The organism is Bradyrhizobium sp. SZCCHNRI3043 (assembly GCF_032377735.1).
Lineage (GTDB): Bacteria > Pseudomonadota > Alphaproteobacteria > Rhizobiales > Xanthobacteraceae > Bradyrhizobium.
The window spans coordinates 114644-135831 of the sequence record NZ_JAUHID010000018.1 but is presented as its reverse complement, the minus strand read 5'-3'; the positions used below and the strand labels follow the sequence as shown (position 1 = coordinate 135831).

The 21188-nt window shown below is 64.6% G+C and carries 25 protein-coding genes and 1 tRNA gene; 14 read left to right on the top strand and 12 right to left on the bottom strand.

The window, feature by feature from the left end; translation table 11 throughout:
• Positions 1-218, top strand: a 218-nt coding sequence (locus QX124_RS26820) for a glutathione binding-like protein (RefSeq protein WP_315798730.1), incomplete at its 5' end; no start/stop codon positions are given.
• Between the two features lie 977 nt (positions 219-1195).
• Here the strand turns inward: QX124_RS26820 and QX124_RS26815 are convergent.
• Positions 1196-2611 (bottom strand): hypothetical protein, encoded by a 1416-nt coding sequence (locus QX124_RS26815; RefSeq protein ID WP_315780689.1) that lies wholly within the window; start codon positions 2609-2611, stop codon positions 1196-1198.
• Positions 2612-2849: 238 nt separating this feature from the next.
• Between QX124_RS26815 and QX124_RS26810 the strand changes: the two genes are divergently transcribed.
• Both QX124_RS26810 and QX124_RS26805 read left to right on the top strand, forming a co-directional pair.
• The gene (locus QX124_RS26810; RefSeq protein WP_315798729.1) at positions 2850-3221 is read left to right on the top strand and encodes a glutathione S-transferase family protein; all 372 of its coding nucleotides are present in this window, start codon (positions 2850-2852) and stop codon (positions 3219-3221) included.
• Between the two features lie 264 nt (positions 3222-3485).
• On the top strand, positions 3486-4211 hold the full coding sequence (locus tag QX124_RS26805; protein ID WP_315798728.1) for a Crp/Fnr family transcriptional regulator: 726 nt from the start codon (positions 3486-3488) through the stop codon (positions 4209-4211).
• A 36-nt stretch (positions 4212-4247) separates the two neighbouring features.
• On the opposite strand, the gene QX124_RS26800 is transcribed toward QX124_RS26805, so the two are convergent.
• Positions 4248-4334, bottom strand: a tRNA-Leu gene (locus QX124_RS26800).
• Between the two features lie 389 nt (positions 4335-4723).
• Here QX124_RS26800 and QX124_RS26795 point away from each other — a divergent pair.
• Complete coding sequence (locus QX124_RS26795) at positions 4724-5185, top strand: hypothetical protein (protein WP_315737480.1); 462 nt, start codon at positions 4724-4726, stop codon at positions 5183-5185.
• Between the two features lie 19 nt (positions 5186-5204).
• On the opposite strand, the gene QX124_RS26790 is transcribed toward QX124_RS26795, so the two are convergent.
• Both QX124_RS26790 and QX124_RS26785 read right to left on the bottom strand, forming a co-directional pair.
• Positions 5205-6404, bottom strand: coding sequence for an FAD-dependent monooxygenase (locus QX124_RS26790; protein WP_315737481.1), 1200 nt, complete (start codon positions 6402-6404; stop codon positions 5205-5207).
• 10 nt (positions 6405-6414) lie between these two features.
• Entirely contained in the window at positions 6415-6657 is a 243-nt protein-coding gene (locus QX124_RS26785) for a zinc-finger domain-containing protein (protein ID WP_006611181.1), read from the bottom strand.
• A gap of 292 nt (positions 6658-6949) precedes the next feature.
• Between QX124_RS26785 and QX124_RS26780 the strand changes: the two genes are divergently transcribed.
• Both QX124_RS26780 and QX124_RS26775 read left to right on the top strand, forming a co-directional pair.
• A complete protein-coding gene (locus QX124_RS26780) occupies positions 6950-8101 on the top strand; it encodes a hypothetical protein (protein ID WP_409997755.1) in 1152 nt (383 codons plus the stop codon).
• 46 nt (positions 8102-8147) lie between these two features.
• Positions 8148-8897, top strand: a complete 750-nt coding sequence (locus QX124_RS26775; RefSeq protein WP_315759506.1) for an alpha/beta hydrolase — start codon at positions 8148-8150, stop codon at positions 8895-8897.
• A 120-nt stretch (positions 8898-9017) separates the two neighbouring features.
• Here QX124_RS26775 and QX124_RS26770 read toward each other — a convergent pair whose 3' ends face one another.
• Positions 9018-10367 carry a hypothetical protein gene (locus QX124_RS26770; protein ID WP_409997757.1) on the bottom strand — a complete coding sequence of 450 codons (1350 nt, stop codon included), beginning with the start codon at positions 10365-10367 and terminating at the stop codon, positions 9018-9020.
• 427 nt (positions 10368-10794) lie between these two features.
• On the opposite strand from QX124_RS26770, the gene cysE reads away from it, so the two are divergent.
• Both cysE and QX124_RS26760 read left to right on the top strand, forming a co-directional pair.
• Entirely contained in the window at positions 10795-11625 is an 831-nt protein-coding gene (gene cysE, locus QX124_RS26765; RefSeq protein WP_315737485.1) for a serine O-acetyltransferase, read from the top strand.
• 280 nt (positions 11626-11905) lie between these two features.
• Entirely contained in the window at positions 11906-12118 is a 213-nt protein-coding gene (locus QX124_RS26760) for a DUF3126 family protein (protein ID WP_006611186.1), read from the top strand.
• Between the two features lie 109 nt (positions 12119-12227).
• Here QX124_RS26760 and QX124_RS26755 read toward each other — a convergent pair whose 3' ends face one another.
• The gene (locus tag QX124_RS26755; RefSeq protein WP_315798726.1) at positions 12228-12926 is read right to left on the bottom strand and encodes a hypothetical protein; all 699 of its coding nucleotides are present in this window, start codon (positions 12924-12926) and stop codon (positions 12228-12230) included.
• Between the two features lie 194 nt (positions 12927-13120).
• Between QX124_RS26755 and QX124_RS26750 the strand changes: the two genes are divergently transcribed.
• The gene (locus tag QX124_RS26750) at positions 13121-13450 is read left to right on the top strand and encodes a DUF6949 family protein (RefSeq protein ID WP_172115419.1); all 330 of its coding nucleotides are present in this window, start codon (positions 13121-13123) and stop codon (positions 13448-13450) included.
• A gap of 83 nt (positions 13451-13533) precedes the next feature.
• Positions 13534-14064, top strand: a complete 531-nt coding sequence (locus tag QX124_RS26745; protein ID WP_315798725.1) for a gamma carbonic anhydrase family protein — start codon at positions 13534-13536, stop codon at positions 14062-14064.
• A 39-nt stretch (positions 14065-14103) separates the two neighbouring features.
• On the opposite strand, the gene QX124_RS26740 is transcribed toward QX124_RS26745, so the two are convergent.
• Positions 14104-14280 (bottom strand): hypothetical protein, encoded by a 177-nt coding sequence (locus QX124_RS26740; protein WP_315754010.1) that lies wholly within the window; start codon positions 14278-14280, stop codon positions 14104-14106.
• Positions 14277-14558, bottom strand: a complete 282-nt coding sequence (locus QX124_RS26735; protein ID WP_316162965.1) for a hypothetical protein — start codon at positions 14556-14558, stop codon at positions 14277-14279. The genes QX124_RS26740 and QX124_RS26735 overlap by 4 nt, the downstream gene beginning before the upstream one ends.
• Positions 14559-14657: 99 nt before the next feature.
• Between QX124_RS26735 and QX124_RS26730 the strand changes: the two genes are divergently transcribed.
• The 3 genes from QX124_RS26730 (at position 14658) to QX124_RS26720 (ending at position 15880) form a co-directional block, all read left to right on the top strand.
• Entirely contained in the window at positions 14658-15128 is a 471-nt protein-coding gene (locus tag QX124_RS26730) for a hypothetical protein (RefSeq protein WP_315798724.1), read from the top strand.
• A gap of 158 nt (positions 15129-15286) precedes the next feature.
• On the top strand, positions 15287-15598 hold the full coding sequence (locus QX124_RS26725) for a hypothetical protein (RefSeq protein ID WP_315754014.1): 312 nt from the start codon (positions 15287-15289) through the stop codon (positions 15596-15598).
• 129 nt (positions 15599-15727) lie between these two features.
• Positions 15728-15880, top strand: coding sequence for a hypothetical protein (locus tag QX124_RS26720; RefSeq protein WP_315737739.1), 153 nt, complete (start codon positions 15728-15730; stop codon positions 15878-15880).
• Positions 15881-15975: 95 nt separating this feature from the next.
• Here the strand turns inward: QX124_RS26720 and QX124_RS26715 are convergent, their stop codons facing one another.
• The 3 genes from QX124_RS26715 to QX124_RS26705 form a co-directional block, all read right to left on the bottom strand.
• Positions 15976-16788, bottom strand: coding sequence for a dienelactone hydrolase family protein (locus tag QX124_RS26715; RefSeq protein ID WP_409997756.1), 813 nt, complete (start codon positions 16786-16788; stop codon positions 15976-15978).
• A 397-nt stretch (positions 16789-17185) separates the two neighbouring features.
• Positions 17186-17701: a hypothetical protein gene (locus tag QX124_RS26710; protein ID WP_315737492.1), complete on the bottom strand. Its 516-nt coding sequence runs from the start codon at positions 17699-17701 to the stop codon at positions 17186-17188.
• Between the two features lie 253 nt (positions 17702-17954).
• Positions 17955-18377: a hypothetical protein gene (locus QX124_RS26705; protein ID WP_315776694.1), complete on the bottom strand. Its 423-nt coding sequence runs from the start codon at positions 18375-18377 to the stop codon at positions 17955-17957.
• Positions 18378-18782: 405 nt separating this feature from the next.
• Between QX124_RS26705 and QX124_RS26700 the strand changes: the two genes are divergently transcribed.
• On the top strand, positions 18783-19763 hold the full coding sequence (locus QX124_RS26700; RefSeq protein WP_315780713.1) for a hypothetical protein: 981 nt from the start codon (positions 18783-18785) through the stop codon (positions 19761-19763).
• 245 nt (positions 19764-20008) lie between these two features.
• Here QX124_RS26700 and QX124_RS26695 read toward each other — a convergent pair whose 3' ends face one another.
• Positions 20009-20920 (bottom strand): methyltransferase domain-containing protein, encoded by a 912-nt coding sequence (locus QX124_RS26695; RefSeq protein WP_315798722.1) that lies wholly within the window; start codon positions 20918-20920, stop codon positions 20009-20011.
• Between the last annotated feature and the right edge of the window lie 268 nt (positions 20921-21188).

The window sequence follows — 21188 nt, the reverse complement described above, 5'->3', positions numbered from 1 at the left end:
GGCTGCTCGGCGAGCAGCCGTTCATGGTCGGCGACCATCTGTCACTGGCGGATCTGCAGGCCGCGCCGCAGGCGAGCTTTCTGTCGTTGACGCCGGAATGGGCGGAGCTGACCGCCGGCCACCCCAACCTCGTCGCCTGGATCGACCGGCTGGAGACGCGGCCGAGCTTCAGATCCACCACCATGGCGGAGCTGACGGCGCGAGCGCAGGCGGCGTAGCCTCCGCAGGTCGTTTAGGTGCGACCAGCCGAGCGGGCCTGCCGCCGCGGAACAAGCCGCCGGTCGCGCCGTCATCGGCGAGCAGGGCTTGCCCCACGCCGGAGCCGTAGATCAGATCACTGCAGATCAGATCACTGATGGAGCGACGTTGCGTTCACGTCGGATCAGGCGGGCGTCAGCTTGTATCGCGCCGCTGATCCGAGTCCGCTGTCCTGTTCGGGACAAAGCCGGGCCGTATCGGCCTCCCGAACGAGGCTGCAGGACTGCTCTTTCGCCAGGTCGGCTCTCTCATCCTCATCGTCGCGGAGTTCTCACCTTGATTGTCGCCGCGCACGCGCGGTGATGTGGCCGGAGGAGAGGTTCCGGGGGCAGCCTGTTGAAGAGTTCGTTCCCCCTTGGTTTCGTGGCGCCAAGAAGGAGGGCCTGGATCGACAGCTCAGCGACGAATCGGAGTTTCCGTAAGGGGTCTTCATGGAGCATCCCGAATCCTTCCCGATATGGGATGCGCAATATGTTTCGCCGTTTGGCGATGCGCTGCAGAAGCGCATTGGACTGGTGCGGCTTGCTCTCTACAATCCGCGCGTAAAGTGTGAAGAAGAGTTGGACAAGTACGCAGCGAGGACAGTCGGAGATCCAGATTTGACGAAGAGCAAGCTGAGCGCCACGGCCGGTATCGATGGCGAGATTCGATCTTGCGAACGTACGCGGACCCCGAAAAGACATTGCAGATATTTGTTGGCTCGGCGGACAAGGCAAACTGCAAAGTTTACTGAAAGAGGTCAAAGTCATTCCAAAGGAGTGACGTCGAGTGCAATGGGTTTGAGACGCAATAGGAGCACGCCAGAACGGGTTTTCGGTGAGGTGAAGGCGACCCCGCACCCGGTTCATCTATTGGCGCGATCGCTACGACGCTGGCCATCGAGGGCTATTAACGACACTCTGCGTCGCGATGGTAAGCTGGCGCGTGAGAAATGGCGCTACGGCCTCGATGCTGGGATCGCCTGTCCGAGTATCGAATAGAGAATTTGTTGGTCGATGGCGGACGTAGGTCCGGCGCTGGATCCAGGTGTCGGTCGACCCATACTTAGTATCAGAGTATTTGTATCCTTGCGCGTGCCTGAGAGGAAATTTCCCGAGGTGGGTGCCGTCACCCGCACCAATTTCCAGGTCGGTGTGACGCTTCCCGTCAGCGTTATATAGAAATTGACTGTTTCACTTATGGTTGACACCGGATCGAAGACCGCCGGGCCTTCTCTCTTCTTTTCCTCCTGTATCTTCTTCGTCTCAACCAAACAGGTGAGCATGGCGTCTCTCATCGTATTCGTGGCGACGATGACCTTGTCGCGGGCCTCAATCAATTTCTTGAGATCAGCCGCGGATTGCTCCGCGGCTTCCTTCAATCTTTCCTCGTCCGCTTTAGATGGAGGCGCTGCGCTCGGATGATCAGAAGTGAGTTCGGCCGCCTTGTCGATGTTGATAACGAACGTCGAAACGTTGGCTGATTGTGCAATGGCCTCAAACTGCGCTTCAGCGACCGGCTTTAGGCACGATCCGTCGAGCGCTCCCTGCGCAATACTGTAACGAGGCTTCACCACATTGTTTATGATGGCCTGTGTCTTCGTCTCGATGCGGGTGGCTTCGGCCGAGTTCGCAAGAATCTGTTTGATCCGTTCCGCGCTTTCATTCTTCGGCGACGGTGCCTCCGTCAGCTCCTTGGTGGTCTTATCCGCCAGTTCAGGAATGTTGAATTTCTGAATGAGCTGAGTTGAAAATTGCCTCATCTTTTCGGACTGGGCCGCAATGGTTCGTATGGAATCCTCAGGTATGGCCTTCGGATCGACCTTTCGCCGTTCGGCAACGATTGTCGGGAGGTCCAGTTTGGGAATGGCAGGCGGCGGCGATGCGCCCGGTCCAAAATTGTTGCCCGGTCTCAAAACGCCGGTCTCGACCGGCTTGAGAGCCGCGTCAATGAGGCGGTCTAAACCCAGATCGCTCTCGAGCAGCAATCCAGGATCGGGACGACAGAAGTCGTAGAGCCCGGTCTTCAGACGTCCGCTGTCGTTCTCCGCATCGAGATCCCTGAACGACATAAGAAACTCTACGTCCTCCTGCCTGATCGCTTGCGTCGTCAAACCACCTCCCGCGCCGATCGTGAAGGTTTGGGCGACATTGTTCACGGTGCGGAGTGGCTGCGTGTACGAGGCTCCCGGATTGATCTGGAAGCTATCGTCAATGGCGACCGTCAGTCGAATCTTGGCAGCCCACGAGCGCAAAAAGAGGAAGGGCTGCCGCCGTTCGGGTAGCTTTTCTTCCGGGAAGAGTGAGTACGCCTTATCCAGAACAGCCCTGTTAAGGTCGCACTTAATCCGTTTGACGACAGCATTGACGTCCACGGCAGCGATCCCATCCCGGCGCGGGACCTGCACGCAGCTACTGGCGGCGCATGCAAAAACAATCAATCCCGAGGCAGTAGCAAGCAAAACTGTGCGCAAGGTGAGGCCCCCCGGTCCCACGTCCCGAACGAATGGAAAACCACTCGATGCATTTGGCTAGTACAATTCGTCCCGCAAAGGTTGTAACCTGCTGCGCGTAGACGAGGAAGTCAATCCGGCCGCGCGTATGGACCAGGTGATGAACATCAGCGGCTGGTACCTGTTCCAGGGCGTGTGCAACGTCATCATTTTCCAGCGCATCGTCGGCCCGCAATTCTTCGGCACGACCACCAACGAAGCCGCGATCGCACGCGCGATGCCGCAGGCGAGAGCCGTCATCGCGGAGTTGTCGCGGCTGCTCGGCGAGCAGCCGTTCATGGTCGGCGACCATCTGTCACTGGCGGATCTGCAGGCCGCGCCGCAGGCGAGCGTCCCGTCGTTGACGCCGGAATGGACGGAGCTGACCGCCGGCCATTCCAATCTCGTCGCCTGGATCGACCGGCTGGAGGGGCGGCCGAGCTTCAAGTCCACCACCATGGCGGAGCTGATGGCACGAGCGCAGGCGGCGTAGGCGCCAGCCGCGTCGATCATTGCTTGGGCGTGAGATCCGCGTCCAAACGACTGATCGCGCCGTGAAGGCCGCTGGGGCGGACGAATGCGCGACTTTCAGCCACGTCATTAATCCAAGTTATATCGCTGCGAACCGGTTCCATCTTAGCTGTCAGGCATGCCGGAGGCTTCGGCATCCGCTCACTCGGAGCGGCCGCCGCTGCGTGCCGACGGCCGCGCGACGAAGCCGGCTCGGCGGACAGATTGGACACAAGCACCCCCCTTGATGCTGCGATCAGACCCCGATCTAGCCGCCCGCTGCGTCTCCTGCACTCACCTCAATTCCGGATTCTGTGCCGCGCTGTTCAATGCCTGCGGGGAGCAGTCGGCGCTGCCGCGGCTCCATCAGCAGTTCTTCACCGTCCGGGCGGGCCAGCAGATCAAATGCCAGAGCGAGGCGCGCGACGAAGTGCTCGTGCTCTGCACCGGCTGGGCATTCCGTTACATCCAGCTGTCGGATGGCGGCCGCCAGATCCTGCGCTTCCTGCTGCCGGGCGACATCTTCTCGCCGGCGGCGATCTTCGCCAAAGGCATGAGCTTCTCGGCCAAGGCATTGACCCAGGTCCAGGTCAGCCGGCTCGATGGCGAGGAGGTCCGCAAGCAGTGTCGTGCCGACGAGCTGGTCATGATGGAGGTGTTCCGCTCTCTCGGCGACAACGGCCGGGCCTCCTACGAGCTCATCACCGTTCTCGGCCAGCGTCCGGCCGAGCGTCGGATCGCGCATCTGCTGCTCAGCCTGATGCGGCGCGTCGCGGCGAACGGCGTGATGCAGAATCACCGCTATCCGTTTCCCTTGAAGCAGCAGCACATCGCCGACGCCGTCGGCCTGACATCGGTCCATGTCAGCCGCGTGCTGGCGCTGTTTCGCGATCGCAAGATCCTGACGATCTCGGAGGGCAGGCTGGAGGTCACCGATCTCGCTGAGCTCGAGCGGCTGGCGGCGTTGAACTGAGCCGGGCAGGGCGGTCAAGGAAGGCGCGCATAGCGCTGGTGCGGACGGTGGGACTCGAACCCACACGACGTTGCCATCGAGGGATTTTAAGTCCCTTGCGTCTACCGATTCCGCCACGTCCGCGCTTTGATTTCAGAGACCTGGCGCACCATCCGGCGAGGCCGGACGAGGTTGCACTTTGGCTCTGAAGCTCATCCTCTGCTTAAGCCAGCGAGAGCGCCTTGGTAAAGCCTCAATCCGGCCGTCACCAGCTGCTTTGAGAATGCCTTCGCGTTGAAGCGCTTTGCCAAGTCTGGGATCACGTGGTGCAAGACATGGACGAAGCGGCCGTTGTAAGGCACGGACCCATCACGAGAAAACGATTCGGATCCGCATGCCTTGCGGACCGGTCGCAGGGCGAGGTGAGCGTGACGAATCCGAAGACCATCGCAGAGGCGAACACTGCCGCCGTTCGCGGCCGATCGGCCCACAATCGCGTCGACGTCTCGAGGCCGCCGCATGATCGAGGCTGCATGACCACCGATCGCCTTCGTTCCCGTCGCCTCGCGCTCGCCGCAGGACTGTTCGTGTTGGGTGGGCTGCTCTCAGGCTGCGCAGGCATGAGCGACAGCGTGTCGACGGCCTTCGCGGATCCCGCCAAATACGATCTCTACGACTGCAAGCAGCTCGAAGCCGAGCGCAAGGCGCTCGCGGCGCGCGCGGCCGAGCTGCAGGGCCTGATGGCCAAGGCGGAGACCGGAGCCGGCGGCGCCATCGTCGCCGAGGTCGCGTATCGCAACGATTACGTCGCCATCAGGGGCCAGTCGCAATTCGCCGAAGAGGCCTGGCGCCGCAACAAATGCGTGGAAACGCCGCCGGCGCCGGTGGCCGCGAAGGGTGGCAAGCCGGTCAAGCCGGCGCGCAATGCGCGGCCGATGGCCTCGAGCAATTCCGGCGCACCATCGATCTTGCCGCGCGACGGTTCTGTCTACTGACCGCAGCCGCAGCGGCAACCTATAGCCGCCAGTCGTAGATCCAGCTCTGCCGCGCCGACAGCCGCTGCGGTCCGAGCGCCTTGATGCTGAGATCCCGGGCCAGCGCCAGCGGCCCGGTCATGTGATAGAGGCGGCCCTGATTGCGCGCGGTGCGCTGCACCTGGCCGACGCGCGGACGGCGCAGCTTGGCGTAGCGTTTGAGCGCAGCCGGGATCGCGCCGGGACCGTCCGGGCGTGCCTCGCTCAGGCTCTTGGCGAGCACCACCGCATCCTCGATCGCCATTCCCGCGCCTTGCGCCGCAAAGGGCAGCATGGCATGCGCGGCATCGCCCAGCAGCGCGACGCTGCCGTCGGTCCATTCGATGCCTTCGGGGACGCCGAACAGCGCCCATTTGCGCCAGCCGTCGACCGCGTTGAGCAGCAGGCGCGCCGTCGCAGGCCAGCGCGGTGGGGCGAACGCCGCCTTCAGCTCGCTCGGATCACCCTCCGTGCTCCAGCCCGGCCGGTTCCAGGTCCCCGGCACCACCGCGACCACGTTGACCTGCCGGCCGGCAGAAATCGGATAGGCGACGAGATGGGCCTCGGGACCCATCCACAGCTGCACCCGCGCTGCGGTCAATTCGCGTGGCAATTGCCGGGCGTCGAGCGTGCCGCGCCAGGCGATCAGGCCGGAAAACGCGGCGCGGACCTGCGGAAACAGATGGTGCCGGACCGCCGACCACACGCCGTCGGCGCCGATCAGCGCCAGCGCCACGTCCTGGCGGCGCTCATTGCCGCGGCGATGCACGACGGTCAGGCCCTTGGCGTGGGCGGCGACGTCCTCGAACTGGCAGCCGAGCCGCAGCTCGACGTCCGGATGCGCCATCACCTCCGCGGCCAGCGCCGCCTGCAGGTCGGCGCGGTGGATGACCCAATAAGGCGCGCCAGCCGCCTGGCTCGCGGCCTCGCCGAGCGGCAGGCGGGCGATCTCGCCGCCGGCCCGCGCGCTCATGATGCTGACGGCGTCGGGCACCACGGCGCGCGCGGTCAGCCGCGGCCCCAGGCCGAGATCGAGCAGGATGCGGCTGGCATTGGGCGACAGCTGCAGGCCGGCGCCGACTTCCTCGAGCCGTTCGGCCTTCTCTAGCACGACGACGCGGAAGCCCTTGGTGGCGAGCGCGAGCGCAGCCGTCAGGCCGCCAATCCCGGCTCCCGCCACATAGACGGTACGCGATGCCACGACACGCCGATCAGGCAACGTCCTTCAATACGCATTCCGGCGGCCGCGCTTCGCCCGCGGCGAGGTCCGGCGCATAGCGGTACAGCGTCGAGCAGTACGGGCAGATGATTTCCTTGTCGTTGCCGAGATCGAGGAACACGTGCGGATGATCGAACGGCGGATTGGCGCCCACGCACATGAACTCATGCGAGCCGATCTCGATGACGGGGACACCGGCATCATTGTGGAAATGCGGGACGATGTTATCGGCCATCGGTATCACCTCGCGTGGCAACGGGAGCGTATGCGGTCAGCACGACGGAGCAGGACGGGACTGAGGTCGCAGGGCCGCACGCGTCGAAAACGGCGCGACCATACTGAGCCTTAAGGCCAATTCCTAGTGTTGGGAACCCGCGTTTGGTGCAACGCACGCCGTTATGTTGTGGCCTGTGGATTCGACACAAACTCAGGCCCGCCGAGAAGCCCTTCTTTCGTCGGGGCCGTTGTGTCAGGCACAGGACATCCTATGTCTTTCGGCATCGTCCCCGCGACAACGTGAAGGCGGCGTGATCTCGAAGCGAATCAAGCTGGGAATCAGTCTGGCGCTGGCCGGGCTTGCCGTCAGCGCCGCGGTCGGCGCTGCGATATGGCCGCACGCCTATGGGGCCGGAGCCATCATCGTGGCGCAGGATGACCCGGCGAGGCTGTCGGAGCTTCAGATCGCGTCCGTTCTGCAGAACGATCCGGCGCGGATTGCTCGCAACATCGAGGATGCGCTCGCGGCTGGCGATCCCGATCTCGCCGAGAGTTTCGTCGCGCTCGCACAGGATCATCGCGTTGCGCTCGACGAGGCGCTGATCCAGCGGGTGAGCGATGCCGTGGCCGCCGAGAAGGCGCCGGGGAGTGTCGCCAAGCGCTTCGCCAGCGGGCTCGTCACCGGCCAGGCCGACGACGTCGCGAGCCTGTCCGGCACCGTGGCCGGCGACCTCTTCGTGTTCGGTGACATCCGCGACGCGGTGCGCGAGGGTAAGCATCTGGTGATGGGCGAGGAGACCGACCGGCTGGTGCTGGGTCTCGCGACTGCGGGCCTTGCCGTCACGGCCGCGACCTATGCCTCGGTCGGGACTGCCGCGCCGGTGCGGGCGGGCCTCACCCTGGTCAAGGACGCGCGGAAAGTCGGCCGGCTCGGCGAGGGGCTCGCCGCCTGGGCCGGGCGCTCGGCGCGCGAGGTTGTCGATGCGCCGCTGTTGCAGCAGGCGGTGGCCTCGGGCTCGGTGCTGCGGCCGGGCCAGACCGCGACCGCGATCCGGGCTGCGTTCCGCGCCGAGAAGGCCGGCGCGCTGGTGCGGCTCGCCAAGGATGTCGGCCGCATCACCGAAAAGGCCGGCACACGTGGCGCGCTCGATTCGCTCAAGCTTGCCGAAGGGCCGAAGGACATTGCCCGTGCGGCCCGCCTGGCCGAGGCCAAGGGCGGGCAGACCCGCGCGATCCTGAAGCTGCTCGGTCGCGGCGCGCTGCTGCTGACCGCGGGCGCGTTCAATCTCGCGCTGTGGCTGTTCGGCGCGTTGATGACGCTGCTCAGCTTCGTCGCCTCGCTCAAGGCGATGGCCGAGCGGGCCACGCAGGCCTGGCTCGACCGGAGCAAGCGGCGCCGCCTGCGCCAGATGCAGGCCGCTGCGGTCCGTCCCGAACTGGTCGCGGCCGCGCCCTGCGGCTAGACTGCGGCTCAAGATCAATCCTTGCACATTCCGGGATCCGCGACCGATGCCGAGCTTTCACAACGGCGCTGTTGAAATTGCCTTCATCGACGAGGGGGAGGGCGATCCGATCGTGCTCGTCCACGGCTTCGCCTCGACCAAGAACGTCAACTGGGTCTATCCGTCCTGGATCTCCGAATTGCGCAAGGACGGCCGCCGGGTGATCGCGCTCGACAATCGCGGCCATGGCGATTCGGCCAAGCTGTATGATCCCGCGCTGTATTCGATCGCGGAGATGGCGAGCGACGTCACGGCGCTGATGGATCATCTCGGCCTCGCCAGCGCCGACGTCATGGGCTACTCGCTCGGCGGCCGCATCGCCGCGCATATTGCCTTGAGCACGCCACAACGCCTGCGCTCGGCGATCTTCGGCGGCATCGGCATGGCGATGATCGAGGGCGGCGGCCCCGGCGAGAACGTCGCCTCGGCACTCGAGGCGCCGTCGATCGACGACGTGACCGATCCCGTCGGCCGCACCTTCCGCGCCTTCGCCGACCAGACCCGCTCGGACCGTCTGGCGCTGGCCGCCTGCATGCGCGGCTCGCGCGGCCTGATCTCGCGGGAGGAGGCGGGCCGCATCGCGGTGCCGGTGCTGGTCGCGGTCGGCACGACGGACGAAGTGTCGGGCTCGGGGCCCGCGCTCGGTGCGCTCATCCCGGGCGCAGAGGTGCTCGACATTCCCAACCGCGATCACATGCGCGCGGTCGGCGACAAGGTCTACAAGGCCGGCGTGGTGGATTTCCTGGCGCGGCGCTGAACGCGTAGCCCGGGCGAGCGGAGCGACCCCGGGTTCTCCGGAGCAGCGCGTGTGAACCCGCATGTCGCTTTCGCCGAAGCCTCGCGGCTTCGGCTGTCGCTCACGCGGGCTGCGGGGCCGTCACGTGGCGGATACGTCGGTGCGCTCACCGCCGAACCAGCGCGCGGCTGCGATCAGCGCGGTGAAGGTGGCGATCCACACCATCCGGGCGCCGTAGCGGTCATGCGGGCCGGAGATGACGCCGCAGATCACGGCATTGCCGAGCAGCGCCAAGGTCACCGTGGTGGCGAGCAAAGCCACGTCGTCGCGTCGCCGGCGCCAGATCGCGTGCGCCGCGATCGCCGCCGCCGCCAGCATCGAGGCCAGCGCGACCGGCACGTGCAGCCAGTTGACGACGGCGAAATTGATCTCCCAATGCTGCTGATGCGCGGCGCGCATCTGCCGGGTCTGCGACGGGATGTAGCGCTCGATGATGCCATAGGTATGCGGCACCCAGCCGCTGGTGCCTTCACCGGTCGCCACATGCATCAACTGCTCGGCCGTGGCGACCGCGGCGGCCTTGGCCTGCCACAGCGGGTAGGCCGCGAGCGACTGCTTCACGATGAAGCCCATCTCGTCGTTCATGCCCTCGAAGCGGCCGAGCTTGTTGAACATGCTGTTGCCCCACAGGAAGTCGTCGGCGGTGGGCGGCAGCTCGTTGCGATAGGGGCAGAGCTTCAGCTTCTCGCGGGCGCAATGATCCTTCAGATATTGCACCACGATACCGTCCTGGAGCATGCGGCCGAAGGCGACGCCGGTGCCGCCCGGCGTCCACGCCAGCTGGCCGGACAGGGCAAAGTTGGCCGCGAGCAGCATCGCCGCCCCCGCGACGATGGTCATGCTGGCCTGGACCAGGCCCGAGAGCGCGATCTGCCGGCGCAGCCGGGGATAGGCGATCCAGCCGACGCAGCACAGGCCGAACAGGACGCCGAGCGTGGCGCTGTGGGTGGCGGAGGCGAAGGCCACGAAGCCGAACAGCGCGCATTTCTCCAGCAGGGAGGTCCGGCGTGCCTGCGTGACCATGATGTACAACGCCAGCACCGACAGCCCGGCGAAGATGTCGGTCAGCAGCATGCTGGCGAGCCAGGGCAGGGCGGTGGTCAGGACCAACAGCAGGCCGATCCAGAGCAGGCGCAGCGGCTGGGCCAGTCCCAACACGCGCAAGGTGAGCTGCAGGATCCAGAGCGTTGCCAGCGCCTGCAGACCGAGATTGAGCCAGAAGCTCGAGCCCTCGCCCCAATGCAGATAGAGCCCGAACACGGTCGAGCGGCTCGGCACCAGATAGCCTTCGTACCAGCGCGCGAGATAGCCCCCGGTGTCCCACTGCAGCAGCGGGTAGCCGTTCCACAGCGCCGGCGCGACCAGGAAGAGCGGGATGACGATGACGGGGAGCCAGGCCGATCCGGCCTCGGTCGTGCGTTCGTCCAGGATCTGAGTGTTACTGATACCCGTGTCCCCCCGATCAGGAGCACCATGGCCGAAATATGGTCAGGGCGATATTCACTAGTAGACGCAGAGCAATGGATGGTAAAGCCGATCCCGGGATTGAACGGGGGAATGGTCGGCCTTCTGTGCCCGGGTGGTTCCTTTTTGCCGCAGCCACGGTGTTCGCCGCTTCTTCCGCCACGATCGTCTTGATTTCGGGTTCCTGCTGCCCACCTTGAGCCGACGGCGGTGCCGAACCGTATGGCGGCGCAACCGGGACGTCACCGGCGGGGCGTAACGGAAATGTCTCAATCCCGTGTTCTCTGGGAGGCGGGCTGGCCGGGATGGATCGCCGGCCTCGCGCAGCCCGCGGAGGACATTGTTCCCGGCGCCGTGCTATAAGGCCCGCCCACTGAAACTGCGAGAAGCAGCCATGGCTATGCACCAGACCAATCCGCAGCAGGGCAGCAAGCTGGCGACGCTTGATCCGATCTGGGATCGGATCCGCCACGAGGCAGAAGAGATCGTGCGCCGCGAGCCTGAACTCGCGACCTTCATCTATTCAACCGTTCTGCACCACGGCCGGCTCGAGGATTCGGTCGTGCACCGGGTTGCCGATCGTCTCGATCATTCCGCGCTGTCGGGCGACCTGATCCGCCAGACCTTCGACGACGCGCTGCGCGACGAGCCGGACCTCGGCCATGCGTTTCGCGCCGATCTCGTCGCCGTCTACGATCGCGATCCCGCCACCTCGCGCTTCATCGATCCGTTGCTCTACTTCAAGGGCTTTCACGCGCTGCAGACGCACCGGCTGGCGCATTGGCTGTATCGCAAGAGTCGCAAGGATTTCGCGTTCTATCTGCAGAGCCGCTCCTCGGCCGTGTTCCAGACCGACATCAATCCGGCGGCGCGCATCGGCCGCGGCATCTTCCTCGATCACGCCACAGGCTTCGTCTGCGGCGAGACGGCCATCATCGAGGACAACGTCTCGATTCTGCATGGCGTGACGCTCGGCGGCACCGGCAAGGAGAACGAGGACCGGCATCCCAAGATTCGTCATGGCGTGCTGATCGGCGCCGGCGCCAAGGTGCTCGGCAACATCGAAGTCGGTCATTGCGCGCGCATCGCTGCCGGCTCCGTCGTCGTGAAGCCGGTACCGAACAACGTCACCGTCGCAGGCGTGCCGGCGAAGATCGTCGGCGAGGCCGGTTGTGCGGAGCCGTCGCGCACCATGGATCAGATGATCAACGCGATCGGGATCTGAGCCGCGAGCGCGTCGGCGACAGCGAAGTCAAGACCTTCTCATCCAGGGAAATTCGTGCCAACACATCGGCGTCTGTGGATTTGACGATCCGCCGTTTGTCTTGGCGGAGTGAATGTGAGATCCACGGCGTCCCTTTCAGGTCGTTCGACATCGCCGGCTCGTCTTGCCTCGATCGGTGGGCCGGAATGTCGAAATCACAATGTCGAAATCACAAGGACACGGACGTTCGCGCTGCAACGTCCTCATCATCCGCAAACCTCGCTGTCGATTGGAGATCACCGTGGACGTTCAGGAAGTCAGGAAGCTCGACGCGTATCTGAAGCGCGTGTTCGGCAATCCCAAGATCCGTGTAGTGCCGCGGCCGAAGAAGGAGGACTCCGCCGAAGTCTATATCGGCGAGGAGTTCATCGGCGTGCTGTTCGTCGACGACGAGGACGACGATCGCTCGTTCCAGTTCCAGATGGCGATCCTGGAAGACGATCTGGTGGAGTAAGTCCTAGAGCGCGTAGCCCGCATGAGCGCAAGCGACATGCGGGTTCACACGCGCTGGGCGAAAGACCCCGGATATCGCTGCGCTCATCCGGGCTACGACTGACTACTTCCTACTTCGTCGCATGCATCTGCGCCGTCAGCCGCTCTATCGCGGCGGCGACGTCCTGCCACTGTGACAGCCAGCTGCGCGGAAACCGGAAGATCAGATCCGCGCCCTCGACGCGGCGTTCGCTGAGGCACATGCCGGGCGTGGCGGCGTCACGCGTGCAGCGGGCGACCAGCAAAGGCTGCTCGGCCGTGAACAGATCCTCCACGTCGTACGGTGTGCCCGCGCGGAAGCTTCGCATGCTCAGCCCGTCCTGCACCGACACGGCAGCCGGATTGAGGTAGCGCGGATAGATTGTCTTCAGTCGCGTCTCGGGCGACATCGCGTCGTGATGCGCCGATATCGAGACGAAGATGCGATCGATCGGGTGCGGCGCCTGATCGATCTGGTCGGCGCTGACGTGATGCGGCGCCTCGGGCGGCGTGAGCGAGGGATATTCGAAGCCGAGATCGACGCGCTCCTGCGGGCCGGTGTGGCGCTGGATCTTCACCCGGATGGCGGCCGCCGGCACGTTGAACACGGTGCTGCCGATGCTGACCGGCAGGCGCTCTGGCCCCTTGAAGGTGATGGCGCGCCAGGTCGGCCAGAGCAGGTAGGCAACGAGGGCGATCGCCGCCGCCGCCAGCACGCAGCCCAGGATGATCGGCACGGCATGGCCATGTCCGTTCGAAGGGCGGGCACTGCGGACCGAAAACATCGTCATGGCGGGCAGGGATCTCAAGGCCGAATCAGCGGCGACTATGCCACGGCGATGCGGCATTCTGCAGAAACTTACCTGCAGGGAGCCGCGCACCGGCTGCGGCCGCCGTTAACCGTTCCTTAAGGATAATGTGGCGGGCGCGAGCACTTTTTGCCAAACCAGCATCGGGCTGTTCTGCAAGTGTGTGAGTGCGTACGATGTCGGCAGAGGCGTTCAATTCCCTGTTCTCGCTCCTCATCGGTTTCGCCTTGGCCGGTGCCCTGGCGAGCGGCTATCAGGCGTATGCCGAACGTCCGCCGGGCTTCGAGCTGCTGCAGGAGGGCGTCACGCCCCGGCGCTTCGCCGCGGTGCCGTTCCTGGTGTTCGCCGCGCCCTTCATCATCATGCGCAACACGCTACGCGGCGCGCGCATCGAGCGCCGCCGCTTCGAGTTCGTGATGCTGGCGACCGTCATCGCCGGCTTCTGGAGCATGATGTCCGGCACCTTCGTGGTGATGACGCTGCGCGCCGCGGGCGTGCTGACCTAGTTCCCGTGCCGGGCGCCGCCGCGGCGGTTGCTTGAAATCGCTCTGGCGGCTGTGCCAAGGTCACCTGCGAACGGGAGACCTCGATGGCCATCTACGAACTCGACGGGCAGGAGCCCGAGCTGCCGGCGGACGGCAACTACTACATCGCCGACAATGCCACCGTGATCGGCCGGGTGAAGCTCGCCAAGGAGGTCACCGTCTGGTTCGGCGCGGTGATCCGCGGCGACAATGACTCGATCGAGATCGGCGAAGGCTCCAACATCCAGGACAACGCCACCTGCCATGTCGATCCCGGCTTTCCGCTGCGCGTCGGCCGCAACGTCACGGTCGGCCACAATGTCATCCTGCACGGCTGCACGGTCGAGGACGACGCCCTGATCGGCATGGGCTCGATCATCATGAATGGCGCGCACATCCGCCGCGGCAGCGTCGTCGGCGCCGGCGCCATCATCACCGAGGGCAAGGATTTTCCGGAATACTCGCTGATCATCGGCGCGCCGGCGCGTGTCGTGCGCACGCTGGAGCCGGCGCAGGTCGAGCGCATGGGTATCGCGGCCAAGGCCTATGTCGCCAAGGGACCGCGCTATACCAAGGGTCTGAAGAAGATCGGCTGACCTCGCCGCGGATCGAACTGTCGGGCTATCGGAGATCGCTCACGTCCCTTCCGTCCCTTCGGACTCGCCGGCCTCGGCTGCGCTGGCGACACGTTCGTGGCCGCTCGCCCACAGCGCATGCTGCTCGCTGCCGTCGTGATAGGGATTGGCCTCGGCCGGAATGTTCTCGCGCGCGGCGCGCTCGCCCTGCTCGAAAGGATCGGGGTCGGTGCTCATGCTGATGCCCTGCTTCTCTGCTTCGGTTTGCGCTTCGACTGGTTTCTGGACTTGTCGTCGGTCTCGCTTTTCCGTTTGCGCGCAGGCTTGCCTGTGCCATCGCCATCCTCCGCAGCGCTCTTGCGTAGCGCGTCCTTCAGATCCGCCGGTACGCCGTGCTTTTCCAACAGGTCCATGAACGCCTCGTCGGCGAGATCCTGCAGACTCAGCATCTGATCGCGGCCCAGCTGCTTGAGCTTGCCGAACGTGTCCTCGTCGAAGGCGATCAGCTTGCGCACGGCTCCTCGGTCTCCTCGCCCCATCAATCCTCTCCGATCAACATTCGTTCCGGAACGCGGTCCGCCCGGTCGGGTTGAAGCGTAAAGGGAGACGGTCACATGGCCAGATCTTCGTTGGGCACTTTGATCGTGATTGCAGGCCTCAGCACGGCCACAGCGGTGTTCGCGCAAGGCGGTGGGGGCGGTGGAGGAGGCGCTGGCGGCGGCGCGCCGGGTGCGGGGGCCGCCGGCACCGGCACGACCGGTATCGCCGCGGGATCAGGGAACGCCGCCGGTCTCGGCAACGCGCAGAACGAAGCCGGAAGCGGCAACAATCCCTCGCGGCTGTCGCAACCGGGGGCGGCAGGCACCAACGGGACTAACAGCCTCGGCACGGCGCAGTCGTCCGGTTCCGGCGCGAGCGGGTCGGGGTCGAGCAATTCCGGCGTCACGACCGGCACGGGTCGTGGAGCGGCGGGAGGCACCGCGGCAACGGGACCGAACCGCGCTGGTGATGCGACCGATGAGCAGATTCAGCAGGAGAACAAGACGGTCGACCGGAAGGTCAAGAGCATCTGCCGCGGTTGCTGAATATTGCCCACGGCTCCGGACGTCACGCAACGACATCGAGATCGCGCAGATGTGAGCGGGGTTGCCCCCGCGCCGTTCCAAATTCGGCTTAGAGACATCCGGCTGAGAGTACCGAGTGCAATGACATTGTCATGCCGGTTGAATTTGGAGACGGATCGATGCGCAAGAGATTGATGGGATTGCTGGCGGGTGCCGTGATCGCGGCGGCGATGGTGCCCGGCATGGCATCGGCGCGCGGGCCGGGCGGCTTTCATGGCGGCGGTTTCCATCACGGATTCGGTTATCATCATGGCTTTGGTCCAGGCTTCGGAATCGGGTTCGGCTTCGGCTATCCCGGCTACTACGGTTACGGAGGCTATCCTTACTACTACCCGTACACCTACGAAGATCTCGGCGGCTGCTACGTCGCCCGCAAGCGCGTGCGCACGGCGCACGGCTGGCGCTATCGGAACGTCGAGGTGTGTGAATGAAGCTTGGGCGAGGTGACCGGCCGATCCGGTCACTTCGCCTTAACGACATCTCGTCACCTTTTGTTGTCGCTCCGATCGGCGGCGCACAACGGAGAAGTAGCTGGCGCAACGCTTGCATGGGATCCAGGCATGATGAACACACTCACATCCCCTGAACTCACGTTGGTCTTCATGGGCGTCGTCGTCGGCCTGGGCGCAGCGCTGGTCTGGATGGCCTGGGAGCTCGAGCAGGGCGGCAGGCAGCTGGCGAAGATCCGTCGCGACGATCATCGCCTGCGCTAACCGCCGACAGCCCGGAGCCCGCATGAGCGCAAGCGACATGCGGGACGTCTCGCGGGGGCAGTCTTACCCGGTTCGCTCGCCCGGGCGGGCGGCCGTCAGCTCAGCACGCCGTATTTCTTGAACCACGCCTGCATCTGCACCCAGCCGTCCTCGGCGGCGTCCTTGCGATAGCTGGGGCGATAGTCGGCATGGAAGCCGTGCGGCGCGCCGGGATAGATCTTGAACTCCGCGGTCTTCTTGTTGTCGGCGAGCGCGGCCTTCATGGCCTCGACGCTGGCGACGGGAATGCCGGTGTCGGCCTCGCCGTAGAGGCCGAGGACGGGCGCCTTCATCTCGGGTGCAAGTTGCGTCGGGCTCTTCGGCCAGGCCGGATTGGGCGGATCGATCAGCGGGCCGTAGAACGCGACGCCCGCCTTCAGCGCCGAACTATGCGCCGCATATTCCCATACGTTGCGGCCGCCGCGGCAGAAGCCGACGATGCCGAGGCGCGAGGTGTCGCCGCCCTGCGACTTGGCCCAGGCCACGGTCGCGTCGAGGTCCGACATCAGCTCCGCGTCGGGCTTGGCATTCACGATCGGCAGCAGGTCCTTGATCTCGGTGATCTTGGTGAGGTCGGTCCCGCTGCGGAAGTAGTAGTCCGGCGCCACGGCCAACGCGCCGAGCTTGGCGAGACGGCGGGTCACGTCCTTGATGTACTGATGCAGGCCGAAGATCTCCATCGCGACCAGCACGACGGGCGGGCTGCTGGCGCTGGCGGGGCGGGCGAAATAGGCCGGCATGTCGCGGTCGCCGACCTTGATCTTCGCATCTCCGGCATTCAGGCCATTGCTGTCGGTGGTGATGACCTCGGCCCGCACCGGGCCGGCAGCCAGCGTGTAGCCGGCCGTCACGGCAGCGGACGCGGTCATGAAGCCGCGGCGTGAGAAGGGGGCGACCGTGGTCAGCCCGATGACATCGGAGGTCAGTGCTGGATCGGCGGACATGGGGGCTCCTCTGCGTCTTACGGGTGCATTGAGCCGAGAATTGACTGGGAAAAGCAAGTCACCAGCCGGAGAGCCGCGGCAGTCGGGTCCGTTCCGGGCGGTCGAACGCGATCCCACAAAGAACAAGGCCGTCGGCGCAGTATGGCGCCAACGACCTTGCCAGCCCCGGATATTGAAATTGGCCCTGTGCCATCCTGAAATTGGCTCGCCATCCGGTGAAGGCAGGATGGCGTGACTCCCGGTTTCAATCTGTGAAGCACTTCACAGGGGCCCGGGAAAATTCGGCGGGAAATTCTACGAGCAGGTGTCAGGACCGGCCATATCAGGACCGGTTGCGGCGATGCCGATGGCCGCTGCGGCTGGCATGGGCGCGGGCGCGGATGCTGCGGTTGCGCGGGGCCGGCGCGGCCTGCTCCGAGCTCTGGGTGCTGGCGAAGGACTGGCGCAGGCCGTCGATGGAGTCCTTCAAGGTCGAGACCTGGTCCGAGAGCCGCTTGGTGTCGGCCTGCTGGGCGGCGAGCAGGCGGCGCATGCTCTGCATCTGCTCCTGCATCATCTGCAGCTGGTCGATCGATTCCTGCTGGGTGGCTTCCAGGCCCTTGGTCTTCTCCACCAATTGCTCGGACGCCTGCACAGTGCGCGCCTGCAATTGCCGCGTCACCGCGCCGCGCTCGGCTTCCGGCGCGCCCCCATGGGCACGCCACAACATGATGCCGCCGATGCCCGCGACCAGCACCACGAGCGTCGCGGCTGCGAGCGCGATCGGCTGGGCGCCCTTGACGGGGCTCGGGCTGAGCTTCTCGGGGTAGCGTCTGGTGTCGCGCGTCACCGGATTCATCACGAAACCACCCAAATTGAAAAAGCTTCGGATGCTCCTCCCGAAAACTGGGAGAGGCGAAAACTCGAGCAGAGAACGCTGTTCGCCCAGCTCGCAAATCGAGCGTCTGACGGACGAACCAAGTCGTCAAGGTTTGATTAGGAAATCCGACAAAAGCGAGGCCTGCAAGTCCGAAAGCGCGCCGCCGCGCCATGCACCATGCCGGTTCCGTGCGGCGGTCGCGACCAGCCGAAAAATGCGGCGGGACAGATGCTTACTGCGTTGCGCTGCAGTTCCGGCAGATCGTGAGCTTCTGCTTGAGGCGGGCCTCGTCGGCGAGGTCGGCCGCCTGTTCCTCCTCCCAGCTCATCCGGCCCCGATAGCCGGAGCTCGACTGCGCGGACATCACGTCGACCCGCGAGTCGCCACGGCGCTTGGCGCCTTTGCGCGGCGTGCCGATGTCCGGCTCCGTCGCCATCTCGGTGTCGGCGTCGGAGGTGGCGACACGGCCGTCCCAGTCGGCCGCAGCGCTCGTCGGCTGCGCGGCAATCACGGCGGGCGCAGCGGCCATCGCCGGCGTGGCTGCAGGTGCGCCGGCCGAGGCCAGCGGTCCCGAGCAGCCGGTGCCGGACATGCAGCAGTTCGCCAGCGTCAGGGCCGCGGCCAGCAGGGTCGCGCTTCGCAGGATCATCATCATGCCGACAACCTAAACCCGACGGTCGAGGGAAAACAAGGTTGGCCGGCCATTGCCGCGCCCCGCCTGCGACATATCGTCAAAGCAAGGTCAAAAAAAGTTGCGCATCGAGACGACCTTACGCGAGGCGATGACGTGCCTCCCACCGTCCGCGACCCACGGCAATACGCCGAACTACGAAGTCCGCGACCCCCGCGCCGCCAGGCTTTTTTTGTTCCGGCAGCTCACCCCGGCTTGCCGGAAACTCGGCTTAGATAAGTATAAAAATACCGTTATTGATTGCGTTAGACTCTGAATTCAATCTTAAGTCGATTTTTTGCGCGTGATGGCGAACCATGTGGTATTTGCTAACCGTTTTTCCGGCCGGCAGAGGGGGGCGCGTGCGTGCGTGATGGGCACAAACTTTGGTTGTTGATCTATATTGCCATGGTCATTGTATCGGGCTGCCTGGCGGCTCCGATCGCATATGGCGGCAGGGGGATCTCGATCGCCGGATGCAAGCTGGCGCCGGAGCCTGATCAGTTCATCAGCTACTGCAGTGCGCGCCGATTTGGCGACTTCGAGCATGCTGCGTTTTGGTTCGGGATCGAGCGCAGGGCGCTTGCCAACCTGAAGGCAGCCGATGTGGTCTTTACTGGGTCGAGCCGCACGATGTTTGCTTTCAGCACGGCCGAAGTGCGGTCGTATTTTGCCGCACGCGGTCTACGGCAGTTTAATCTCGGATTCGGCTATGAGGACCAGCAGACGTTCTTCTCTGCGCTTGCGGTGAAGCACCATCTGCGTCCGCGTGTGCTGGTGATTGGTGTCGATCCCTATTTCAACGATCGGGTAAGCGAGCCCGCCTTGGCCGCGCTGCATGATGGATGGGAGCTCGGGCGGGCTCTGGTCAAGAAGGGGGAGATGTGGGCCCAGCCAGCCCTGTGCAATTTACGGTTTGTCGACTGCGAAATTGCGCCGACGGCCTTCAGATCCTCAGTGGATGGCTATTTTCGTTGGCGGGATGTGCTGATGGCGGATCGCCAGCGCCCGCGAGTTCGTCGGAGCCAGTTGCGGGACTTTCAGGTCAATGTGCCGCTCTCGGCGATCGAGGCAAACAACTTCTTGAAGCGAATTGGCATGCCTGCCGACTGTGTCGTCCTGGTCCCGATGCCGACGACCGAAATCTGGCCAAAGCCGGATCCGACCAAGCAACTCGCCGAGACGATCGGGGCGATGTATATCGATGCTGATACCGGCGACGATCTCACCTTCGTCGACGAGGCTCATCTGTCATTTGACAGCTCGAAGCGGTTCTCGTCGGAGTTTGTTCGCGCGTTCGACCGACTGCCGCAGACGTGCTTGAACAATGGTCCATTGCCGGCCCAAGCCTCCGTGCTTCCTGGCGGGTGATGGAGCTGGGACGGTCGAGATCGCCGCTGGCCTCTAACGGCGGACGCTTGCATCTCGGCCTGCTCTCAGCACGGCGTCGTGGAGAGATTCACGGTGACAGTCGATCGTGCCCGACGCGCGAGAGATCCTGGCCGCAGCCTTTGCCACGGCCTGGTCGATTGAAGGCGCGGCTGCGCCCGATGGCAGACTGATGCCAGCTACGCTTCTCTGGCATCACAATTCGAGGAGCGGTAGGCCACCTTTCGCTATGGCAGCCGGACGGGCGCGCGCCCGCTCCCACGCAGCAGAGCGTAGTTCTTCTGCAGCCAGCGGATAAGGCGGGGGCTCACCGTTCTGCCGAGTTCCGACTCAAGCGCCTCGATGCGATCCTGCAACTGGAGGAGGTCGCTGTAGCGAGCTCGCATCCTTTCGCTCAGTTGGCTGTGGGTCGTAGCGATCTCGAGCGAGGGGCGGAACGCCTGGTCGATCGTCTTCCGCAGGACGACGTGCAGATTGAGCTGGGGGACGCGATTGTTGTCGGCGAGATGGGCCGGCTCATTCAACATCGTATCGCCGCCGAGACAAGTGATGCCGAGAGCGTCGATCCGGTTTTCGCCCGCATGGGTGACTGCGAGGCACTCGATCTCGTAGCCGTTGGCCTGGGCAAGCTCCCGGAAGAAGAGCGGCGTGTAGCAGAAGTATCCGTGGTCGAGATAGCCGCTCGCTGGCAGCTGATGGTAGATCACGCCGCCGACCTTCATGGCGTCATGCATCACTTCGAAACAGTTCCACTGATTGACGATGTGCTCGGTGGTGCCGAAGTTGAGAACCACGTCGAAATGGCCACGGAGCTGCGAAGGGAGTTCGTCGAAGTTGAGATCCAGGATGTTGGTGTTCTTCAGCCCGGGACAAACATCGATCGCCTCATATTCGATGTTTGCGAGATCCGTGATCTCGGAAAGCATCGTCGTTCTCTCGTCCGCTCTTGGCGTCGAGAAGTGGACGAGCCGATCAACGGTTATTGCGTCAGGACGCGGCTGTCCCAGGCGCTCGACGATTTCCGTGATCTGCTCGGCGCGTGCGAAATAGATGGTCTGCGGCCCGATATCGAGAATTCTGTTTTTGCTGCCGGTCAGATGTCCGTTCCGCTGCAAGTAGATCACGGCATCGAGGTTCATCCCCATAGCAATGCCCCACGCTAAAGGAGAAGCACTCTAGCACCACAGTCTCAGCGCAATCAATCTTCGCGTGTTGATGTGGAACATCACTGATCTTGGATTGTATGGCGGGGCTGCAGCGGCCGCCAGTTCCTCAAAAAGAACGAGTATACCGATGGACTTGCGCCTCGCGTGCGGGCTCGAGGAACTGCGCGATCAGGTCAGTCGGGCCTGGCCCGAGCGGCCGAAGTGACGGGTGGATCGGCGAGCGGGACCGGAACGGTGCTGC